Annotated in this window: 16 protein-coding genes, 1 pseudogene and 1 riboswitch; of the genes and pseudogenes, 13 read left to right on the top strand and 4 right to left on the bottom strand. The window is 67.8% G+C overall.

The window, feature by feature from the left end:
- The gene (locus GN331_RS01410) at window positions 1-723 is read left to right on the top strand and encodes a response regulator transcription factor (RefSeq protein ID WP_156639631.1); all 723 of its coding nucleotides are present in this window, start codon (window positions 1-3) and stop codon (window positions 721-723) included.
- Here the strand turns inward: GN331_RS01410 and GN331_RS16930 are convergent.
- Window positions 720-2072, bottom strand: coding sequence for a sensor histidine kinase (locus tag GN331_RS16930; RefSeq protein ID WP_156639630.1), 1353 nt, complete (start codon window positions 2070-2072; stop codon window positions 720-722). The genes GN331_RS01410 and GN331_RS16930 overlap by 4 nt on opposite strands.
- Window positions 2073-2186: 114 nt before the next feature.
- Between GN331_RS16930 and GN331_RS01400 the strand changes: the two genes are divergently transcribed.
- From GN331_RS01400 to GN331_RS01360, 10 genes and pseudogenes are all read left to right on the top strand, one after another.
- The gene (locus GN331_RS01400; protein ID WP_156639628.1) at window positions 2187-4370 is read left to right on the top strand and encodes a YadA family autotransporter adhesin; all 2184 of its coding nucleotides are present in this window, start codon (window positions 2187-2189) and stop codon (window positions 4368-4370) included.
- Window positions 4371-4393: 23 nt separating this feature from the next.
- Window positions 4394-6208 (top strand): S8 family peptidase, encoded by a 1815-nt coding sequence (locus GN331_RS01395; RefSeq protein WP_197426961.1) that lies wholly within the window; start codon window positions 4394-4396, stop codon window positions 6206-6208.
- Window positions 6209-6360: 152 nt separating this feature from the next.
- Window positions 6361-6726 (top strand): annotated as a pseudogene (locus GN331_RS17010) (hypothetical protein); the annotation flags it as partial.
- Window positions 6727-6753: 27 nt separating this feature from the next.
- A complete protein-coding gene (locus GN331_RS16865; RefSeq protein WP_425489268.1) occupies window positions 6754-8145 on the top strand; it encodes a YadA-like family protein in 1392 nt (463 codons plus the stop codon).
- A gap of 12 nt (window positions 8146-8157) precedes the next feature.
- Complete coding sequence (locus GN331_RS01385) at window positions 8158-9888, top strand: S8 family serine peptidase (protein WP_156639622.1); 1731 nt, start codon at window positions 8158-8160, stop codon at window positions 9886-9888.
- 531 nt (window positions 9889-10419) lie between these two features.
- A complete protein-coding gene (locus tag GN331_RS01380; RefSeq protein ID WP_156639620.1) occupies window positions 10420-11508 on the top strand; it encodes a hypothetical protein in 1089 nt (362 codons plus the stop codon).
- A gap of 62 nt (window positions 11509-11570) precedes the next feature.
- Window positions 11571-11960 carry a hypothetical protein gene (locus tag GN331_RS01375; protein WP_156639618.1) on the top strand — a complete coding sequence of 130 codons (390 nt, stop codon included), beginning with the start codon at window positions 11571-11573 and terminating at the stop codon, window positions 11958-11960.
- Window positions 11957-12652, top strand: coding sequence for a C39 family peptidase (locus GN331_RS01370; protein WP_156639616.1), 696 nt, complete (start codon window positions 11957-11959; stop codon window positions 12650-12652). The genes GN331_RS01375 and GN331_RS01370 overlap by 4 nt, the downstream gene beginning before the upstream one ends.
- A complete protein-coding gene (locus GN331_RS01365; protein WP_156639614.1) occupies window positions 12645-13151 on the top strand; it encodes a hypothetical protein in 507 nt (168 codons plus the stop codon). The genes GN331_RS01370 and GN331_RS01365 overlap by 8 nt, the downstream gene beginning before the upstream one ends.
- An 18-nt stretch (window positions 13152-13169) precedes the next feature.
- Entirely contained in the window at window positions 13170-14471 is a 1302-nt protein-coding gene (locus tag GN331_RS01360) for an acetate kinase (protein ID WP_156639612.1), read from the top strand.
- Here GN331_RS01360 and btuB read toward each other — a convergent pair whose 3' ends face one another.
- From btuB to GN331_RS01345, 3 genes are all read right to left on the bottom strand, one after another.
- Complete coding sequence (btuB, locus tag GN331_RS01355; protein WP_156639610.1) at window positions 14472-16358, bottom strand: TonB-dependent vitamin B12 receptor; 1887 nt, start codon at window positions 16356-16358, stop codon at window positions 14472-14474.
- A 124-nt stretch (window positions 16359-16482) separates the two neighbouring features.
- A riboswitch (cobalamin riboswitch) is annotated at window positions 16483-16716 on the bottom strand.
- Window positions 16717-16750: 34 nt separating this feature from the next.
- Window positions 16751-17128: a TfoX/Sxy family protein gene (locus GN331_RS01350; RefSeq protein ID WP_156639608.1), complete on the bottom strand. Its 378-nt coding sequence runs from the start codon at window positions 17126-17128 to the stop codon at window positions 16751-16753.
- Window positions 17125-17607, bottom strand: a complete 483-nt coding sequence (locus GN331_RS01345; protein ID WP_156639607.1) for a GAF domain-containing protein — start codon at window positions 17605-17607, stop codon at window positions 17125-17127. The genes GN331_RS01350 and GN331_RS01345 overlap by 4 nt, the downstream gene beginning before the upstream one ends.
- Before the next feature lie 76 nt (window positions 17608-17683).
- Here GN331_RS01345 and GN331_RS01340 point away from each other — a divergent pair, with 76 nt between their 5' ends.
- Both GN331_RS01340 and bioD read left to right on the top strand, forming a co-directional pair.
- Window positions 17684-18430: a TMEM175 family protein gene (locus GN331_RS01340; RefSeq protein WP_197426959.1), complete on the top strand. Its 747-nt coding sequence runs from the start codon at window positions 17684-17686 to the stop codon at window positions 18428-18430.
- Window positions 18427-19119 (top strand): dethiobiotin synthase, encoded by a 693-nt coding sequence (gene bioD, locus GN331_RS01335; protein WP_331713324.1) that lies wholly within the window; start codon window positions 18427-18429, stop codon window positions 19117-19119. Before GN331_RS01340 ends, bioD begins: the two co-directional genes overlap by 4 nt.
- The last annotated feature ends 38 nt before the right edge of the window (window positions 19120-19157 follow it).

Here is a 19157-nt window from a genome sequence, read left to right as displayed (position 1 = left end):
ATGGCGTCGCCGCCCAACGCCCTGCGCCTGCTGTTGCTGGAGGACGATGCCGCGCTGCGCGAGGAGATCCTGCTGCCCGGCTTGGCGGACTACGGCTTCGCGGTCACCGGTGTCGCGACCGCGGCGGCGTTGTACGAAAACCTGCGCGTGCGTGAGCCCGATATCGTCGTGCTCGACGTCGGTCTGCCCGATGCCGATGGCTTCAGCGTCGCGCAGGCCGTGCGTGCGCTGTTGCCGCGCATCGGCATCATCATGCTCACGGGGCATGGCACGACCTCCGAACAAGTGCGCGGCCTGAGCCAGGGCGCCGACGCGTACCTGGTGAAGCCCGCGCAACTCGACTTGCTCGCGGCCACCGTGCACAGCCTCGCCCGCCGCCTGCGCGGCGCGACGCCTGCGCCCGCCGCGAACAACGATCAGAAGTGGCACTTCGACGCGAGCGACTGGTGCCTCATCGCGCCGAACGGCGCCACGATTCCGCTGACGAAAACCGAGCAGCGCGTCCTGGCGCGCATGTCGTCGACGCTCGGCCAGCTCGTCACGCGCGAACACCTCGTCGCCGCGGTCGCCGACGACGTGCACGACTTCGATCCGCACCGCATCGAATCGCTGATCCATCGCCTGCGCCGCAAGGTCCTCGCGCGCTGTGGCGAGCCGCTGCCGCTTAAGGCGATCCACGGCAAGGGTTACGTGCTCGAGGACACGCGCCACACCGCGGATTAAGGCGTCGTCGGCACCGGTACGCGCACATGGAAGGTGCTGCCTTCTCCGGGCGCGCTCGTGACATCGATGGTGCCGCCCGAGGCAAGGATCATGTCGTGGATCACCGACAGTCCCAGGCCCGTGCCGCCGGTATCGGATTTCATGCTGAAGAACGGCTCGAAGATGCGCTCGCGCACCGTGTCGTCCATGCCGTGGCCTGTGTCGGAGAGTTCGATCGCGACGCCACCCTCCGGGTGCGGCGACAGGCGAATCGAAAAACGCCCGCCATCGGGCATCGCATCGCGTGCGTTCGCCGCGACGTTGAGGATCATCAGTTCGAACTCGCCCCGGTCCATCTGCACGAGGACCGGCGAGGCCGCGTCGGGCAACGCGAGTTCGACTTCGCGCGGGAACAACTGCCGCAACATCGGCTGCATGCCGGCGATCGCTTGCGCGGCATCGAACGTGCGCACGCGCGCATGGTCGTGCCGGCTGAAGTCGAGCAACTTGCGCACGAGGTCCGAGCCGCGCAGCGCGGCGGCTTCGATCCCGCTCATGGCTTTGTCGACCGCCGCGGACCGTGACTGCGCATCCGCGGTGTCGAGGATCTTGTCGCGCTGTACCGAGAACCCCAGGATCACCTGCAGGATGTTGTTGAAGTCGTGCGCAATGCCGCTGGCCAGGCGCCCGGTGGCTTCGAGTTTCTGCGCGTGGAGCAGTTGCGCCTGCGCGCGTTCGCGCTGCGCCATCTCGCGTTGCAGGTCCAGCCCGCGTGCGTTGGATTCGGCGAGGCTTTCGCGCAGCGCCTGGATCGACCGGTCGAGGATGATGGTGATGATGCCGTAGCTGATCAGGACGGCCGGAACATTCACCAGCGCGGCGATGACCGGCACACCTTCTGCCTTCGCCTGCTGCACTTCGGCGGCGAAGCCCGTGGCGAACACGAGCATCAGCAGACCGAATGCGATCCACAACGCACGGCGCCCAAGCACGAGCCCGCTGATGACGAGCGTCAGGATCGTCGGCGCAGGATCGATCACCTGCGACAACACGCCCGCGGTCGCGAAGGTGATCTCCAGCGAGATCAGCTGCATCGCGAGGAACAGCACGATGGCCGGACGGAAGCGCCCGCGCCGGATCATCACGATGCTCACCAGCGCCAGCAGCGCGACCAACATGTCGATGGCGAAGATCACCATGCGCATCTCGTTGATCTCGCCGCCGCTGGCCAGGCGCCACGCCCAGTTCACGGGCAACAACAGGCCGTAGAAGAGCAGGAGCAACTGCATCACGGGCGCATTGCGGCGATCGATCGGATCGTCGATCGGCGCGCTGCGCAGCCATTGGCCGAAGGTCTGGAAGGGGTTCACGGAATGCGGCCCTGCGGTGAAAACATGGTGATTATTCAGTGAACCGAGTGTGCGTGACAGGCCCGGCGCCCGCCCCTTAGGTTCGCAGCTCTTTCGGGCTTGGGGACGGGTTTGATGAGCAGGGTTTTCGACAAGGGGACAACGGGCGCGGCCGTACTCACGCTGGGCTTCGCGGCGCTTGCGCCGATGGCCGCGCAGGCGCAGCAACTGACGATCGAACGCACGGGCAACACCTGCGTGGTGCGTGCGGCGGATGGTGCGGCAAGCGCGCCGATCGATTGCGCGTTGTTCGACCAGGCCAGCATCGGCGTGCAGGCGATGACGGGCAGCGGGCACTTCAAGTCCGACGGCGTGGGCGATGGCAGCGACGACGCGGTGGCCGCGGGCGTGAATTCCGTGGCCGCGGGCGCGAATGCGATCGCCAACGGCGCCGACAGCAGCGCGGTGGGTTACCAGAGCGACGCCGAGGGCGACTACGCGACGGCGCTGGGCAGCAGCAGCCTGGCATTGGGCGTCGGATCGACGGCCGTCGGCTCCGGTTCGAATGCGCTGGGCACCGAAGCCACCGCCACCGGTTACGGCAGTGTTGCCAGTGGTGAGTTCTCGGTTGCGAACGGCAGCGCGGCGAATGCCGCGGGCAACTACGCGATCGCGCAGGGCAAAGACAGTTTGGCGCTCGGCGATGCGTCGATCGCGCTCGGCGCGCAGAGCATGGCGCTGGGAACGGACAGCATGAGTTTGGGCGCGGGCAGCCAGGCGAGCGACTTCGGCACGGCCGTGGGCACGCTGAGCTACGCGGGCGGTTGGGGCGCGAGCGCGTTCGGTGACGGCGCGTATGCCGAAAGCGATTTCGCGCTGGCGCTTGGTGCGAAGTCGGCGTCGCTGGGCATCGGCGGCATCGCGATCGGCACCGACTCTTACGTCGACATCGCCGCGGACCACGGTATTTCGATCGGCAGCCTGAGCTTCGCGATGGGCAAGAACTCGATCGCCATCGGCGGTCTGTGGACGACGGCCGGCGCGGACGGCGCGACGGCGATCGGCGGCACGATGGCCTGCGAAGGCTTCATGTGCATCGAGACCAACACCGGCGCGTGGGGCATCAACAGCACCGCGCTCGGCGCAGGTGCCGCGGCCTACAACGCCGGTGCGACGTCGGTGGGCAGTGGTTCGCAGGCCGGCGGCGTGACCTCGGCCTCGCTCGGTCAGTTCGCTTATGCGAACGCCGACAACGCGGTGGCGCTCGGTGCGCGCTCGATGGTGTGGGCGAACAACGCCGTCGCCATCGGTGCCGACTCGTACGCCGATCGCGAGAACACGGTGTCGGTCGGCGCCAGCTGGGGCGTGACGCGCCAGATCGTCAACGTCGCCGACGGCACCGAGGCGAACGACGCGGTGAACAAGCAGCAGCTCGACGCGGTGGATACGCGCGTGACGAATGTCGAAGGGCGCGTGGACACGCTCGAAACGCAGATCGGCGATGTGTCGGGCGTGGTCACGGCGAAGCTGGACTCGGTCGCGGCGGCGATCGGCGGCGGCGCGGCGTTCGATGCGAGCGGCAACATGACCGCGCCGAGCTTCACGATTCGCGGCGGCACGTATTCCAGCGTCGGCGATTCGATCAGCGCGATCGATGCGCTGCTCGGCAGCTACGACTCGCGCATCACGCAGCTCGAAGGCAGCAGCGGCGGCGGCAGCACGATTCCGACGGGCACCGGCAACGGCCTGGCCATCGGCGCCGGCAGCCATGCCGAAGATGCGACCGACACGGCCATCGGCACGGGCGCCACGGTTTCCGCGGACAACTCGGTGGCGCTCGGCGCGGGCTCCGTCGCGAATGAAGCGAACACCGTGTCGGTCGGCAGCGCGGGCAACGAACGCCGCGTCACCAACGTCGCCGCGGGCACGCACGCCACCGACGCCGCGAATGTTTCGCAGATGCAGGCCGGCGATGCAGCCACCTTGCAGGCCGCGAACACCTACACCGACACGCGCCTGCACACGCTCGACTCGCAGATGTCGCAGTTGCAGTCGGATGTCTGGAACCGCCTGGGCGAGCAGGACCAGCGCATCGACCGCAACGGTGCGATGGGCGCGGCGATGATGAACATGGCGATCAACGCCGCCGGTGCCCGCTCCGATCGCGGCCGCGTGGCCGTCGGCGCCGGTTGGCAGAACGGCGAGAACGCGCTGTCCGTCGGCTACTCCAAGGCGTTCGGACGCGCCACCTTCAGCCTCGGTGGCGCCTTCACCAGCGACGACCAGTCCGTCGGCGCCGGCTTCGGCATCGACCTTTGAGCACAGACCGGATGACCACGCACATGCACAACACTACCCGCACCGTCCTCGCTTGCGCGCTCGGCGCCGCGCTCCTGGCGGCGCTTTCCGTCTCCACTTCCGTCTCCGCCGCGGGCACCGGCGTTGCGCCCCCGATGCGCAAGTTCACCCTGCCCAAGCCCGCGGCGGAGGCGTCCTTCGATCGCTTCATCGTCAAGACGCGCGATGGCATCGCCTCGCGCAGTGCATCGCCTTCGCTCGATGCGGTCAACGCGGCCATTGCGCGCGCCGGGGTCGGCGGCATCACCCTCGCGGCCAACAACGGCGCGGTGCTGAAGGTCGAACGCGTGCGCAGGATGGCGGTCGGCGCCGACGTGTTCCGCTTCTCCCGCAAGCTCACGCGAGTGGAGGCCGACGCGGTGCTCGCACAGTTGCGCATCGATGCGACGGTGCAATACGCGCAGCCCGACTATCGCAAGCAGCGCCTGGACTTCACGCCCAACGACACGCGGTTCAACCTGCAGTGGGATTACACGCACCCGACCACGGGCATCCACGCACCGACGGCGTGGGACATCGCGCGCGGCGCGGGCGTCGTCGTCGCGGTGCTCGACACGGGCTATCTCGACCATTCGGATCTCAACGCGAACATCGTGCCGGGCTACGACTTCATCGCCGATCCGCAGGTCGCGGGCGACGGTGATGGACGCGATGCCGACGCGCATGATCCGGGCGACTGGATCGGCGGTGATCCGAGTTCGTTCCATGGCACGCACGTCGCGGGCACGGTCGCCGCGGTGGGCAACAATGCGCTCGGTATCGCCGGCGTCGCGTTCAATGCGCGCGTGCAACCGGTGCGCGTGCTCGGGCATGGCGGCGGTTACACGTCGGACATCGCCGATGCGATCACGTGGGCATCGGGCGGGACCGTCGCGGGCGTACCCGCGAATGCGACGCCCGCCGAAGTGCTCAACCTCAGCCTCGGTGGCTACGGGATGTGCAGCGAGGATCCCGCCACGCAGGCCGCGGTCGATGGCGCGCTCTCGCGCGGTGTCACCGTCGTCGTCGCCGCGGGCAACAGCAACCTCGATGCAGCCAATCATTCGCCGGCGAGCTGCAAGGGCGTGATCACCGTGGGCGCGACCGGCATCGATGGCGCGCGTTCGTATTACTCGAACTTCGGACCGACCGTCGCGATCTCCGCGCCCGGTGGCAACGCGTCGAGCGGAAGCGATCCCGACGATCGCTGGATCTGGTCGCTCGGCAACAGCGGCATGCAGGCGCCGGATCCGAGCCCGGGCGGCGATCGCCTGATCGGCATGATCGGCACGTCGATGGCGAGTCCGCACGTCGCGGGCATCGTCGCGTTGATGCAGAGCGCGGCAGTCGGCGCGGGTCGTTCGCCGTTGACGCCGATGCAGGTGAAGCAGGTGCTGCAGATGACGGCCACGCCGTTCACCGTCGTGCCGCCGTTCAACCAGTCGCAGGGCCCGGGCATCGCGAATGCCGCGGCGGCCGTGCTCGCGTCGACGCTGCCGATTCCCGCCGACAGCGGCACCGTGATCGCCAATCGCATCGCGACGGCGACCAGCGGCGCCGCGGGCGATGCGAAGTTGTTCAAGATCGTCGTGCCCGCAGGCAAGGCAAGCGTGAACCTGCGCACCTTCGGCGGCACCGGCAACGTGTCGTTGTATGTCGCGCGCGATCGCGTGCCGACCACGGCGAGCTTCGACCGCAGTTCGGTCAAGCCTGGCAACAGCGAAACGGTGTTGATCGCCAATCCGCCGGCGGGCACGTATTACCTGCTTGTGGTGGGCGAGGTCGCGTTCGGCAATGTGTCGGTGATGGGCGTTTACTGACAGCCGCGTCTGGTGGGGTAGCGAGCCATTTCTGCCCCGCAACTGCGTTGCGCGCTGCTTACGGCGCGCGCAACGCAGGATCCAGCATGGCCCTGAGCGAGCGTTGTTCGCGATGCTGATCGTCGGCATCCGGCGCCGCGGAAGGGGCTGCCATGCAAGCGAAGTGGGCCGTAGGGATCGGCGCGATATGCGCGCTGTTGGGGGCGGGAACCGCGGGGGCGACGACGCCTGATGAGAGGCGCGAGGTCGCAGCAGAAGTCGTCGCTGAAGACGTAGACGTGCATGACATCGTCGCGCAGTCGGCCAATCCCGGGATCGGCGCGGTCGAAATCGGAGACGACAGCGAAGCCTCCGGCGATCACGGCGTCGCCATCGGCGAATGGAGCCGCGCGGGCGGCGCCGGCAGCATCGCGCTGGGCTACAACGCGATGGCGGACCTGGAAGGCAGTCTCGCCTTCGGCACCGACAGTGCTGCGTTGGGCCTGTATGCGATGGCCTTCGGCCAGAGCAGCGTCGCGCTGGGCAATGCGGCGATCGCGCTTGGCATGCACGCCGAAGCGCACGGCGAGTCGGGCGTGGCGATCGGCCATCACGCGCTCGCGCTGCATCAGGACAGCATCGCGATCGGCGCCGATGTTCTCAACGAGGCCTTTGCGAGCATCGCCATCGGCACGGGCATCGAGGCGGACGGCATGTACGTCACGGCGGTCGGGACCTCGAGCAAGGTCACTGGCGGCGGCGCAACCGCCTTCGGCGCGGCAAGCTTCGCGGACGGCTTCAACACGACGGCGGTCGGGTATGCCGCTTACGCCACGCACGAAGGCACGGCGGTGGGCACGTTTGCGCAGGCCAGCTCTCTCTCCGTCGCGCTCGGTGTCCGCAGCAGCGCCGACATCGCGGCGATCGCCATCGGTGCCAACGCGCTCGCGGCCTACAAGGCCACCGCGGTCGGCGCCGAGGCATGGTCCATCGCGGATCACGCATCGGCCTTCGGCAATCACGCGCTCGGTTGGGATGTGGATGCGTCGGCGTTCGGCGCGTATGCGCGCGCGGTCAACGCGCGCAGCACGGCGTTGGGGGCGTTCTCCGATGCGCGCGCGGACGGCAGCGTCGCGATCGGCCATGGATCGGCATCGTTGCGCGCGAACACCGTGTCGATGGGTTCGTCGACGACATGGTGGGACGAAGACGGTGGCGAGCACGGCCCGAACTTCCGGCAGATCGTCAACGTCGCGGCGGGCACCGAAGCCAACGATGTCGTGATCAAGGCGCAACTCGACGAGGCGATCGCGGGACTGGATGGCTCGATCGGTTCGGGCCTCGGCGGATTGCACTCGCGCATGGATGCGTTGGAAGCGGCATTCGGCCAACTGCCCACGGCCGCGCCCACGGTCCCCGGCATGGGCACGGGCGAAGGCACGGCATTGGGTTCGGGCAGCAGCGCGGTGAATGATGCGGCCGCATTGGGCCAGGGCTCGGTCGCACACGAGGCGGGCACGGTTTCCGTGGGGTCGGCGGGATCGGAACGTCGCGTCGTGCACGTCGACGATGCGGTCGCCGCAACCGACGCGGTGAACCTGCGGCAGATGCAGGCCGCGCAAGCCTCCACGCTCAACGAAGCGCGCGCCTACACCGACCATCGCGTGCAGGCCTTGTCCGATCAGTTCGTCGATCTCCGCGATCGCGTGAATCGGCAGGACGACCGCATCGACCGCATCGGCGCGATGTCCGCCGCGATGAGCAGCATGGCGATCAACGCCGCGCAGGGCCGCAGCGATCGCGGGCGGCTCGCCGCGGGCGCGGGCTGGCAGAACGGAGAGAGCGCGTTGTCCTTCGGCTACGCACGCAATGTTTCCGATCGCATCTCGCTCAGCCTCGGCGGTGCATTCAGCAGCGACGAACGCTCGGCGGGCGTCGGTTTCGGCATCGACCTCTAAAGGAGACGACACATGCAAACACAACTTCGCCTCGCGATCGCGCTGGCCTGCTTCTGCATCAGCGGCACCGCACTCGCCTTCGATCCCGCAGGCCGCGTCGTCGTGAAATTCCACGAACACACGCAGGCACGCGTGCAACCTGCGATCGCACTGCGCACGCTCGCGCCCGAATCGCGCGCCGTGTCTACGCTCGCCAACGGCGCGCAGGTCTTGCGTGTCGAGGGCGGTGATGCCGACGCAGTGATCGCGCGCCTGGCCGCGCATCCGGACGTGCAATACGCGCGCCGGGATCCGTTGGTACGGCACACCACCGTCGTCGACGATCCGTGGTACGAGGACTACGTCGACGTCGGCGGCCAGTGGCACAACCGCGTCCAGGCCGATCTGTACGATCCGCTCGGCGGCGTGAACGCGCCAGGCGCCTGGGCGCAGGGCGCGATGGGCGAGGGCATCGTCGTGGGCGTGCTGGACACCGGCATCACCGCGCATCCGGATCTCGATGCGAACGTCGTCGCAGGCGCGGGCTACGATTTCATCACCGATGCCTTCATCTCCGGGCGCGAAGACGACACGCGAAGCCCGGGCGGTTGGGATACGGGCGACTGGACACACGTGCCGCCCTACCTGGGCCAGTGTCCCGCCGGTCCCAGCAGTTGGCACGGCACGCATGTCGCGGGGACGATCGCCGCGGTCACCAACAACGGACTCGGCATGGCCGGCATGGCGTATCGCGCGAAGTTGTTGCCCGTGCGCGTGCTCGGCCACTGCGGCGGGTACATGTCGGACGTCGCCGATGCGGTCACGTGGGCGTCGGGTGGCACCGTCGCCGGCGTGCCGGACAACGCAACGCCCGCGGAAGTCCTCAACATCAGTCTCGGCGCGCGGTCGGTGTGCGAACCGTACATGCAGGACGCGATCGATGGCGCGGTGTCGCGCGGCACGACCGTTGTCGTTGCAGCCGGCAACAGCAACCAGGACGTGATGGACTTCGCGCCCGCCAATTGCAGCAACGTCATCGTCGTCGGCGCGAACGGATTCACGGGCAAGCGCGTGTTCTATTCGAACCATGGCGCCGGTGTCACCGTGTCCGCGCCCGGCGGCGGCCTCTATCGCGACGACAAGTCCACCGGGTCGGAATGGATGCCGCACGGCTTCATCTGGTCGACGTTCAACTTCGGCATGGAAGGGCCCGAAGCGCCGGCGTTCGCGGCGAATATCGGCACGTCGATGGCCGCGCCGCACGTCGCCGCGGTCGTGGCGATGATGCAGGGCGCCGCGCCCGTTCCCCATGCGCCAGCGACGATCGCAACGATGCTCGCCGAGACGACGCGCATGTTCCCGGTGGCCATCGACAAGCCCATCGGCACGGGCATCGTCGATGCGGGCGTGGCGGTCGAGGCTGCCATTCTCGGGCACGTGCCGCTGCCTGTCCCGATGGTGCTGGGCCTGTACGGGCCAGCGATGCACATCTATGCGAAGCAGGCGCAGTCACGCCATTACGTCGTCGACGTGCCGGATGGCGCGACGCGCCTGACACTGCGCAGCTACGGCGGCACGGGAGATGCGGATCTGTATGTGCGTCGTGGCGGCCATGCATCGCCCGCATCGCACGATGTCAGTTCGGTGCGCCCGGGCAACAACGGCATCGTCGTGATCGATGCGCCGGCGGCGGGCGAACTCCACGTCGCCGTGCATGGTGCGAAGGCGTTCTCCGGCGTGCAGTTGCGCGCGACGGTGGAATGAATCGGCGTAACATCCCAAGTGCGCGGCTCGAATGCCGAGTCGCGCACTACGCGCGAGATGCCGCCACTGCCGAGCCGTGCGACTCATCGCGGTACGGAATTCCGGGTGACGCCTGCAAGATGCAATGCGCGTAGCGCCGCGCATTCCCCCATTCGGTCACATGTCTGCGCCGTCGCGCGATGCGGCGGGAGCAACGCGCGTTCGTGCGCATAGCGGACAGGTTCTTCGAATCGACGTGCGCCGGAATGCAGAACGCATCCGGAACGCAATTCCGGGGGAACCCGCGCGCGAGGCGTGCGCGTGGCATCGCCGATGCATGCGAATCCACGGCGCCGGGAACGTTGCCAGCGGCCGCAGCAATGGCTGGTCAAGCGACCGCCGCGCCGTTCGTCGTGAGGCCCGTTCACCGGTGAACACAAGACATCACGGACCGCATGTCTGGCACTGATCGTGCGCTCGATCAGGCACCGGCCGCTGCATCGGGGGAACAGTTGCGCGATCGGCAATAAAAGCAACAAACGGGAGATCCCCATGCGCAAGACAGTCCTCGCCTCGTTCCTGTTGCTCGCCTGCGGCCTTGCCGGCCAGGCGTACGCACAGGACGTCAACGTGACAGGCGACAACAACACAAGCGACAACAACGCCAACAACTCGACAGGAGACAACCGCAACAACGTCGGTGATGCGACGGCCGGCGCGCCCGGCAGCTCCGCCGCGACCAACGGCGGCACCTCCACCGCAACCTTCTCCAACTCTTTCAACACCAGCAGCGTCGTGGCGAACACGACTCTCAACGGCACGGTGACCGGCAACGCGATCGGGCCGTGGGGCAACAACGCGAGCAACGCGGGCAACAACAACTCCGGCGCCGGTGGTGCCGGTGGTTCGGCAACAGGCGGCGCAGGCGTCGGTGGCGCGGGCGTCGGTGGCGCAGGTGCGGCCGGTGGCAGTGCGGCCGCGACAAGTGGCCCGGGCGGCGATGGCGTCGCCGACAGCAGTGGTGCCACCGGCACATCCACTGCGGCGGGTGGCGCTGGCACAGGCGCCGGCGGGACCGGCGCAGCAACAGGCGCGGGTGCACCGGGCACGGGTGCGGGCGGCGTTGCCGCGGGCACCGGCACAGGCGCGGGCGGCTCGGTCGCCAGCACCAACGGCGATGGCGACACCACCGATACCGGTGGCGACGGCACCGGCACGGGCACGGGCGGCGAAGCTTCGGGCACGGGCACCGGCGGAAGCGGAACAGCCGATGCAACCGGCGGCGACGGCTCGGGCACCGGCGGCAACGCCGATTCCTCGGCGACCGCGACCACGGGCGACTCCAGCGCAACCGGCGGCAATAGCGGCGATGTCGCCGCGACCGGCGGCGCCGGTGGTTCCGGTGGTGACGGCACCGGTGGCGACGGCGCCGGCGGCGACGGCAACGCAGCCGCGGGTGGCGACGGTGGTGCAGGCGGATCGATCACGGTCGATGCCGGCACCTTCGATTCGTCGAACTCGATGGACAGCGTCGGCCAGTCGGCCGCGGGCGTGATGATGGCCGCGCAGAACAGCGGACCTGCCTCGCTGATCCAGCAGGGCATGACCGTGCAGGCCAACCTCGAAGTCGGCGCACCGTAACGCAAAGCGTCGATCTGTCCAGGCGCGCGCAGGGAGGCGCGCGCCAGGTCGAAGGAGTCGCCATGCACACTCAACGCAAGGCGCGAACACGCCTGCCGCGCGCGGCGGTGGTGTTCGCCCTGATCGCACCGACGGCGTTCGCGCAACAGGCGCCCGTCGATGCGCAATCGACATTCGCGCATCCCGTCGAAGCCGCGGCGCTCGACGCCCAACGCGGCGGCGACGGCACGCTCGTCAACACGGTGGACATCGACATCGATCTCGACGGCGAGGTCAGCGACAACACCGCGAACAACCTGGTCTCGGGCCAGAACCTGATCGACGGCGGCAGCTTCGCGAACAACGCGGGCATCGCCACGGTGATCCAGAACTCCGGCTCGAACGTGCTCATCCAGAACGGCATGGCGGTCAGCGTGCAGTTCATCGACATGACCAGCGCCTCGCCGCCATGACAACGCGGCGCGCGCGCTGGCACGAAATCGCGGCGCTTGCGCTCGCGCTCGGCGTCGGCTGCGCGCATGCGGGCTCGCTGGCGTTGAACGACGGCAGCGGCGACTACAAGGTGCGCGTGACCAGCCTGAAGGAAGCGCGTTTCGCCACCGTCGTGCGGCAACGCTACGACTTCAGTTGCGGATCGGCCGCGGTCGCGACGCTGCTGACGCACCACTTCGGACGCCCCGTGCGCGAAGAAGATGTCTTCGCCGAGATGTACGCGCACGGCGACCAGGCGCGCATCCGCAAGCTGGGGTTCTCGCTGCTCGACATGCGGCGTTACCTCCAGTCGCACGGCTTCCGCGCGGATGGCTTTTCGCTGCCGATCGACAAGCTCGCGGAAGAAGGCGTGCCGGCGATCGTGTTGCTCAACGATCGCGGCTATCGGCATTTCGTCGTGGTGAAGGGCATGCGCGGCAATCGCGTGCTCGTCGGCGATCCCGCGGCCGGGCTGCGCACGATCCGGCGCGACCGCTTCGAGACGTTGTGGGAATCGCGCGTGTTGTTCGTCGTGCACAACCATCGCGAACTGGCGCAGTTCAACAATCCGCGCGACTGGCGCATCGCGCCGGCCGGCCCGCTCGAACTCTCCATCCAACGCGACGGCTTGCAGCACGTGGTCATGCCGCGCCGAGGGCCGGGCGATGTGTAAGCGCCTGACACTCGCCGCCATGCTCGCTTGCGCGGCCGCACCGGCGATCGCGCAGGACGTCGCACCCGATGTGCGCAATCTTCCGACCGAATGGCAGGCCGTGGCGCCGGCGCGCCTGGCAGCGTTGCGCGGCGGCTTCGACATTCCCGGCGGCGCGAACATTTCCTTCGGCATCGAACGCGCCGTCTACATCAACGGCGCACTCGTCGTGGAAACACGCGCCTACGTGCCGGACTTCGCACGCATCACCACCGACCAGGCGCACGCGCTGTCGAAAGCGATCGCGCCCCTGGTCGTCCGCAATGGGGCGGGCAACACGGCAGTGGTGTCGCCCGGTGCGGCCGGCACGCTGACCATCGTGCAGAACTCGCTGGACAACCAGCACATCACGGGCATGACGGCGCTGTCGGTCGGCGTCCGCTCGCTCGGCGAATACCAGACGCTCAATGCGAACGGCGCGTTGCAGGACGCGTTGCTGCAACTTTCCTCCACCCGCTGATCACGACAGGGAGGCCGCATGGACCGGTGCGCACGGAAGCTTGGGCGGCTGGCGCTCGCCGTTGCAGCAGCGATCGTCGCGAACGTGGCGTATGCACAAACCGAAAGTACCGAGGCCCGCATCAAGCGTCTCGAAGCGCAGGTGCAGTCGCAATCGCAGCGGCTCGACACACTCGAAAAGACGTTGACCGAGCGCGAGTTCGAGATCGCCGAACTCAAGCAGGCAGTCGGACTGGATGACATGCGCGCGCGCGGCGTGGTCGCCAATCCCGCGGCGCGCCCGGCTGCGCAACCCACACCGCAACAAGCGCAAACGCAGCAGCGGCAAACCCCGGTCGGCCAGGCACCGCCGGAACCCGAAACACCACCGCAAGTCGCGCAAATCTTCGACCAGCCGAGCGTGCTGACGCCTGCCGGCTCGTTCGTGTTCGAACCGTCGCTGCAGGTCGGCTATTGGGCGAACGACCGCGTCGCGCTCGTCGGCTACTCGGTGATTCCCGCGTTACTCATCGGCCTGATCGACGTGCGCCAAGTGAAGATCACCAGCGCCACCGCCGCCATCGCCGCGCGCTGGGGCGTGACGAAAGGCTTCGAACTCGAAGCGCGCGTGCCCTACGTCTACACGAACACCGACACCGTCAGTCGCGAGATCTTCACCGGTACCGCGGTCGACCGCGTGTTCAACGCCGACGGCAAGGGCATCGGCGATGTCGAACTCACCGCGCGCTATCAGTTTTCCCATTCCGGTCCCGACAAACCCTTCTACGTCGGCTGGCTGCGCTACAAGAGCCGCACCGGCAAGGATCCTTTCGAAGTGCCCGCCGATTGCGTGACGCGATGCCTGGGCAATGCGACCGGGACAGGCCTGCCACTCGAACTGCCGACCGGCACGGGCTTCAACGCATTGCAGGCCGGCGTGACCTGGCTCTACGCGTCGGACCCGGCGGTGTTCTTCGGCAATCTCAGCTATCTGCACAACTTCCCGCGCGACAACGTGCAGCGGCAGGTGCTGGGCGGCGCGAAGGAAAACCTCGGGGAAATCGACGTTGGCGATGTCTTCGGCCTCAACGTCGGCATCGGCCTGGCGTTGAACGAGAAAGCCTCGATCAGCCTGGGCTACGAACAGAACTTCATCGGCAAGACGCAGCAGAACGGCCAGGATCTGCCGGGGGCAGTGCGCCTGGTGACAGGCACACTGCTGCTCGGTGCGAGCTATCGCTTCAGCGATGCGCGCATGTTGAACGTGTCGCTCGGTGTGGGGACCACGCGCGACACGCCCGACGTCACGCTCACCGTGCGGACGCCGTTCTCCGTGCGTTGATCACTTCGCCGAATAGCGCACCGTGACGCCGAACTCGCGCCCCGGCTGCGGGTAGTACGCCGCGGTTTCGTAGGCGTGGTCGAACACGTTGCTCGCCCGCGCCTGCACGGTCCAGGTGTCGGTGATCGACCACTGCGCGCGCAGATCGAACGTCGAATACCCGCCGAGCTCCAGCGAATTGGCCACGTTCTCGAAGCGACGGCCTTCCGCCACCCACGTTGCACCGACCGAGAAATCGCCGAACGCGCGATCGACCTCCACGCGCCCGCTCGAACGCGCGCGACGCGGCAACACCTTGTCGAAGTTGGTGCCGTTGCTGCGGTTGCGCGGATCGACGTAGCTCGCAGCGCCCGTGACGTTCCAACCATCGAGCGAGAATCCGCCGGTCAATTCACCGCCGCGGATGCGGGCTTCTTCCAGGTTGTTCGCCGTGAAAATGTTGGAGTCGTACACGATCAGATCGTCGACGCGCGTCTGGTAGGCGTGCACGTCCCAGTGCCACGTTTCGCGGCGCTGGCCGATGCCGAGTTCGAACGTGTCCGACTCTTCGGGCATCAGGTCCGGATTGCCGTAGAACGGGAAGTACAACTCGTTGAACGTCGGCGCCTTGAACGCGGAACCCGCGTTCGCGGTGATGCGGAAGCCCGCGCCGAGGTCCATGCCCCATGCGAGGCTGCCCGTCGTGTGGCCGCCGAACTGTTCGTTGTCGTCACGGCGAACGCTCGCCTGAACGTCATGCGCGCCGAACGCGCCCTGGTACTGCGCGAACACCGCACGATTCTGTCGCAGCGCGCCGGCTTCCGGCGACACCAGCGTGCCGAAGTTGTCTTCCGCGAACGCCTTGTCGCGCGACCAGTCGTAACCGACTGTCGCGAGTTGCTTGTCGGCGACCTTGAAGTCCGCCTGCAGCGACGCACTGTCGCGATGGCTCTCGAAGAAATCGGCGAACGCGCCGTCGCGCGTCTGCAGCGAACGATCCAGGTTGCTGCCGCCCGAGAGCGTCAACGTCGTGCGGCCGAGTTCCCAACGCGCCTTGCCGCCGACCACTTGCTGCGTCGTATCCGACACATCGCCCAGCCCGAACATCGGATCGGCATCGAATTCGTTGCGCCCTTCGTTGCGCAGCGCATGCAGGTCGATGGTCAGCCCATCGACCGGTCGCACGCCACCGCGCACCGACACCGCGTTGCTTTCGTAACCGTCGTCATCCGGATCCGGGTTGTCCATGAAGCAGCCCGCGAATTCCGGCGTCGTCGCGCCCGTGCACGAGTTGTACCCTTCCGTCGACTGATGGCTGTAATCGGCCCCGAACCACGCGCGATCGAATCCGAAGTCGACGCCCGCGCTCAATTCGCGCGAATCGTTGCTGCCGGCGCCGAGCTTGAATCGCGGACGCACGCCGCCGGTTCTCGGCTGGCGGGTGAAGATCTGGATGACGCCGCCGATCGCGTCGGAGCCGTAGAGGCTCGAACGCGGGCCGCGCACGATCTCGATGCGTTCGATCAATTCCACCGGCAAATCCTGCAGCGCGGTGAGGCCCGAGGTGGACGAGCCCACGCGCACGCCGTCGATGAGGATCAGCGTTTGATCCGATTCGGTGCCGCGCAGGAACAAGGTGGTGAGCTTGCCCGCGCCGCCCTGGTTGACGAGGTTGATGCCCGCGCGGCCGCGCAGCACGTCCTGCACGGATTGCGCTTGCGTGCGTTCGATTTCGGCGCGGTCGATGACTTCGACCGCAGACAGCGAGTCATCGACGGTCACCGCGGTGCGCGTGCCGGTGACGAGGACTTCGTCGAGTTGTTCGGCGTCCCGCGATTGCGCAAGCGCGAACGAGGACGTAAAGCTCAGCGCCACCGCGACGGCGGCGGACAGGGTATTGCGCGACATGGATTCAGCTCTCCGGCGCGCACGCCCGCGCGCCTTGGGTCAGCAAGGAAGTCGCGGAAGACGGAGGAAACGCACAGCGGAGGCGCTTGCGACGGCGCTGCCGCCACGATGCCCTCCGCATCGCAACCAGGTCTGCATCAAGGCCGGTCTCCGGGCTTGCGCGCTGGTCGTCTTCGAAGAGGCGATCCCGGCCGCGGCGCCTTCCCGTGCTTGCGCACAGTGGCGGATGCGTTGGCCTTGCGTGCTTACCGTTGCGGGGGCAGCGCCGGAATGCGTCGCACGTAGGCGATCGGTCACCGGCTTCCCGTTTCAACCCTTGGACGAGAGTCCGCGGGTCACCTCAAGCGGCGGGGAGTGTAACTGGGGTGCCACGGGCGCGGAAGGACCGCGCGTCAGTCCGCATCGTGCCCGGCGGGCTCGTCGAACAGGTTGAACGCCGGCGCGGCGTCCTCGGTGTCGGCCACTTGCGTGGTGGTGACGGGCGAGGCGGCGGGGCGGTTGCGCGGCGGCGGAAGCAGGGCCGTGGCAGCTTCTGCTGCATTCACCAGTTCGCTGCGGCGCGCCTCGGGCACTTCCTGCCAATGGCAATCGAGCAACGCGCCTTCCAGCGCGTAGAGCAGGTTGAGGCTGGGCCGGAAGCCCGCGCGCTTCACGCGCATGAACGCGTCGACGGCGCCCACGGCTTCGAGATCCTCGCGCGAGCGCAAGCCCACCTGGCGCAGCCAGGCGGCGGATTTCGGGCCGATGTTGCGCAGCTTGACGGTGCTCAAGCCAAGGACTCCTCGAACAGGCGGGCAATCGCTTCGATCCCCATCTGATCTTCAACGTCGAAGCGCGCGGGAACCGGACTATCGAGGTCGAGAACGCCGACGAGCGCGCCGTTGCGCACCAGGGGCACGACGATTTCCGAACGCGACGCCGCATCGCACGCGATGTGGCCCGGGAACGCATGCACGTCCTCGACCAGCTGCGTCTTGCGCGTGCTCGCGGCCGCGCCGCACACGCCCTTGTCGAGCGGGATGCGCACGCACGCGGGCAGGCCCTGGAAGGGGCCGACCACGAGTTCGGTGCCGTCGAAGAAGTAGAAGCCCGCCCAGTTCAGCTGCGGCAACGCGTTGTAGACCAGCGCCGAAAGGTTGGCCGCGTTCGCGATGCGGTCGGGCTCGCCGTGGAGCAGGGCGCGCGCCTGTTCAACGAGCTGGGCGTATTGCTCCGGCTTGCTGCCGGACAGCGTGGAGGCGGTGAACATCCCCGGAGTCTACCAGCGCGCCGGCGTTACCATGGTCCCGTGGCCGCGACGCTGCGTCGCGACGAAGGGGCCCGTCATGGATCTGTCGCAATTGCCGGTCGAGCAAGGCTTTCGCATGCGCGGGCAGCAGGTCACGCGCGTGGAGACGTTCGTCGACGCGGCATTCGCCTTCTCGCTGACGCTGCTGGTGATCTTCTACAACGAATTGCCCGACACGGTGGCCGAATTGCGCGACGCCTTGCGGCGCGTGCCGACCTTCGCGGTGTGCTTCGTGTTGCTGAGCATGTTCTGGGCCTCGCACAACCGCTGGAGCCGGCGCTTCGGAATGGAGGATGCGAAGTCGACGGTGCTGAGCCTGGCCTTCGTGCTCGTCGTGCTCGTGTACGTCTATCCGCTGCGCATGGTGACTTCGAGCGGACTGTCGTTGCTCACCGGTGGCTTCGTTCCGAGCGAACTCGGCATGGATCGCTCGCAATGGATGCTCGATTTGCAGACCGCGTTCATCGTCTACGGCCTGGGGTTCGGCGCGCTGTCGTGGCTGTTGTGGCGGATGAACGTGCATGCCTTGCGACGCGCCGACGTGCTCGCGCTCGATGCGACCGAGCGCTTCAACACACAGAGTGAATCCGGCGTCTATGCGTTGATGACGGCGTCCGCGTTCGGCAGCGTGATGGTGAGTTTCGTCATGCTCGCAGCGCCCGTCGCGTGGTTGAACAACTTCACCGTCGGCCTGCCGATGTGGCTGTATTCGGCGATGGGCATGCTGTTGTGGGCGTATCGCGCGCGGCGCGAGCGCGTGGGACCCAAGGGGGCGACGGCGTGAACGTTGCGGCGTGGACGGGACTGTTCGTCACCGGCACCGACACGGGCGTCGGCAAGACGCTCGCGAGCACCACGCTGTTGCATGCGATGCGCGATGTCGGCACGCGCGCGCTTGGAATGAAGCCGTTGGCCAGCGGTTGCGAACGCATCGACGGTCGGTGGCGCAACGAAGATGCGCTGGCGTTGCAGCGGGCCGGCGGCATCGACGTGCCTTACGAAGACGTCAATCCATTCGCGCTCGAACATCCGCTCGCGCCCGAGCTCGCCGCACGCGATGCGGGCATCGAGGTCACGCTGCAGCCGATCCTCGATGCACACGAACGCTTGCGCGCCCAGGCCGATTGCGTCGTCGTCGAAGGCGTCGGCGGCTGGATGGCGCCGCTCGCGACCGATCTGATGCAGGCCGATCTGGTGCGTGCGCTCGAGATTCCCGTCGTGCTCGTCGTCGGCCTGCGCCTGGGGTGCCTGAACCATGCGTACCTCACCGCGCGCGCGATCGCGGCCGATGGCTGCCGCCTTGCCGGTTGGATCGGCACGGCGATCGATCCCGACATGCTGCGCGCCGACGACAACCTCGCCTTGCTCACCGCGCGCCTGCCGGCACCGTGCTGGGGCGTGCTGCCGCATGTGACGGTGCCGGTGCCTTCACGCATGGCGCGGCACCTTCAATGGCCGCCGCTGGTGCCCTGAAGCGTTCGCAATCCCGTTGCATTCGCAACCAATTCCCG

The sequence above is a fragment of the Noviluteimonas gilva genome (genome assembly GCF_009740395.1).
Classification (GTDB): Bacteria; Pseudomonadota; Gammaproteobacteria; order Xanthomonadales; family Xanthomonadaceae; genus Noviluteimonas; species Noviluteimonas gilva.
The sequence above is the reverse complement of the archived record's forward strand: the minus strand, read 5'-3'. Positions and strand labels throughout refer to the sequence as shown.